At 41.9% G+C, this 1,506-nt stretch carries 1 protein-coding gene; it reads left to right on the forward strand.

Features of this window, described 5'->3' with window-relative positions; genetic code table 11:
• The coding region (locus ES677_RS15385; RefSeq protein ID WP_449374895.1) for an HYR-like domain-containing protein at nucleotides 1-1,506 on the forward strand (1,506 nt) is incomplete at both ends.

The raw sequence follows: 1,506 nt of genomic DNA on the forward strand, positions 1-1,506 counted from the left end.
GTGCTACGCCTACTGTTTCTTTTACAGATGTAACTACAACTGGAACTTGTGATAGTAATTATATTATTACTAGAACTTGGACAGCAATTGATGCTTGTGGAAACACAACAACTCAAGAACAGACAATTAATATTGAAGACACTACGGCGCCAACCTTTACGGTTCCTGCTGCAGTCACTTTAGAATGTGATCAAGATGTAAACAACTTAACGTTGACTGGTGATGTAACTGACGAAGCTGATAATTGTGATACTAACACATTAGAAGCGACGTATACTGATGGAACATCGACTGCCGGATCTTGTGCTAACGCGTCTTCATTTGTAAGAACTTGGACAGTAACCGATGCTTGTGGAAACGATAATACGCAAACACAAACCATAAACATCGAGGATACCACGGCACCAACCTTTACGGTTCCTGCTGAAGTGACTTTAGAATGTGATGAAGATGTAAACGACTTAACGTTGACTGGTGATGTAACTGACGAAGCTGATAATTGTGATACTAACACATTAGAAGCGACGTATACTGATGGAACATCGACTGTTGGGTCTTGTGCTAACGAATCGTCTTTCATAAGAACTTGGACAGTAACCGATGCTTGTGGAAACGATAATACGCAAACACAAACCATAAACATCGAGGATACTACGGCGCCAACCTTTACGGTTCCTGCTGCAGTCACTTTAGAATGTGATCAAGATATTACCGACTTAACAGTAACTGGTGATGTTACCGATGAAGCTGATAACTGTGGAAACGCTGCTTTAGAAGCGACGTATTCTGATGGCGCTTCAACTGCTGGGGCTTGTGCTAACGCGTCTTCTTTCATTAGAACTTGGACAGTAACCGATGCTTGTGGAAACACAACAACTCAAGAACAGACAATTAATATCGAAGATACTACGGCGCCAACCTATACGGTTCCTACTGAAGTGACTTTAGAATGTGATCAAGATATTACCGACTTAACAGTAACTGGTGATGTTTCTGATGAAGCTGATAATTGTGGAAACGCTGCTCTAGAAGCAACATACACGGATGGCGCTTCAACTGCTGGATCTTGTGCCAACGCGTCTTCTTTTATTAGAACTTGGACGCTAACGGATGCTTGTGGAAATGATAATACGCAAACACAAACCATAAACATCGAGGATACTACGGCGCCAACCTTTACGGTTCCTGCTGCAGTGACTTTAGAATGTGATGAAGATGTAAACGACTTAACGTTGACTGGTGATGTTACCGATGAAGCTGATAACTGTGGAAACGCTGTTTTAGAAGCGACGTATTCTGATGGAACATCGACTGCCGGATCTTGTGCTAACGCGTCTTCTTTTATTAGAACTTGGACAGTAACGGATGCTTGTGGAAATGATAATACGCAAACACAAACCATAAACATCGAGGATACTACGGCGCCAACCTTTACGGTTCCTGCTGCATTGACTTTAGAATGTGATCAAGATGTAAACAACTTAACAGTAACTGGTGATGTAACAG

The sequence above is a fragment of the Bizionia gelidisalsuginis genome, assembly GCF_008086185.1.
Lineage (GTDB): Bacteria > Bacteroidota > Bacteroidia > Flavobacteriales > Flavobacteriaceae > Bizionia > Bizionia saleffrena.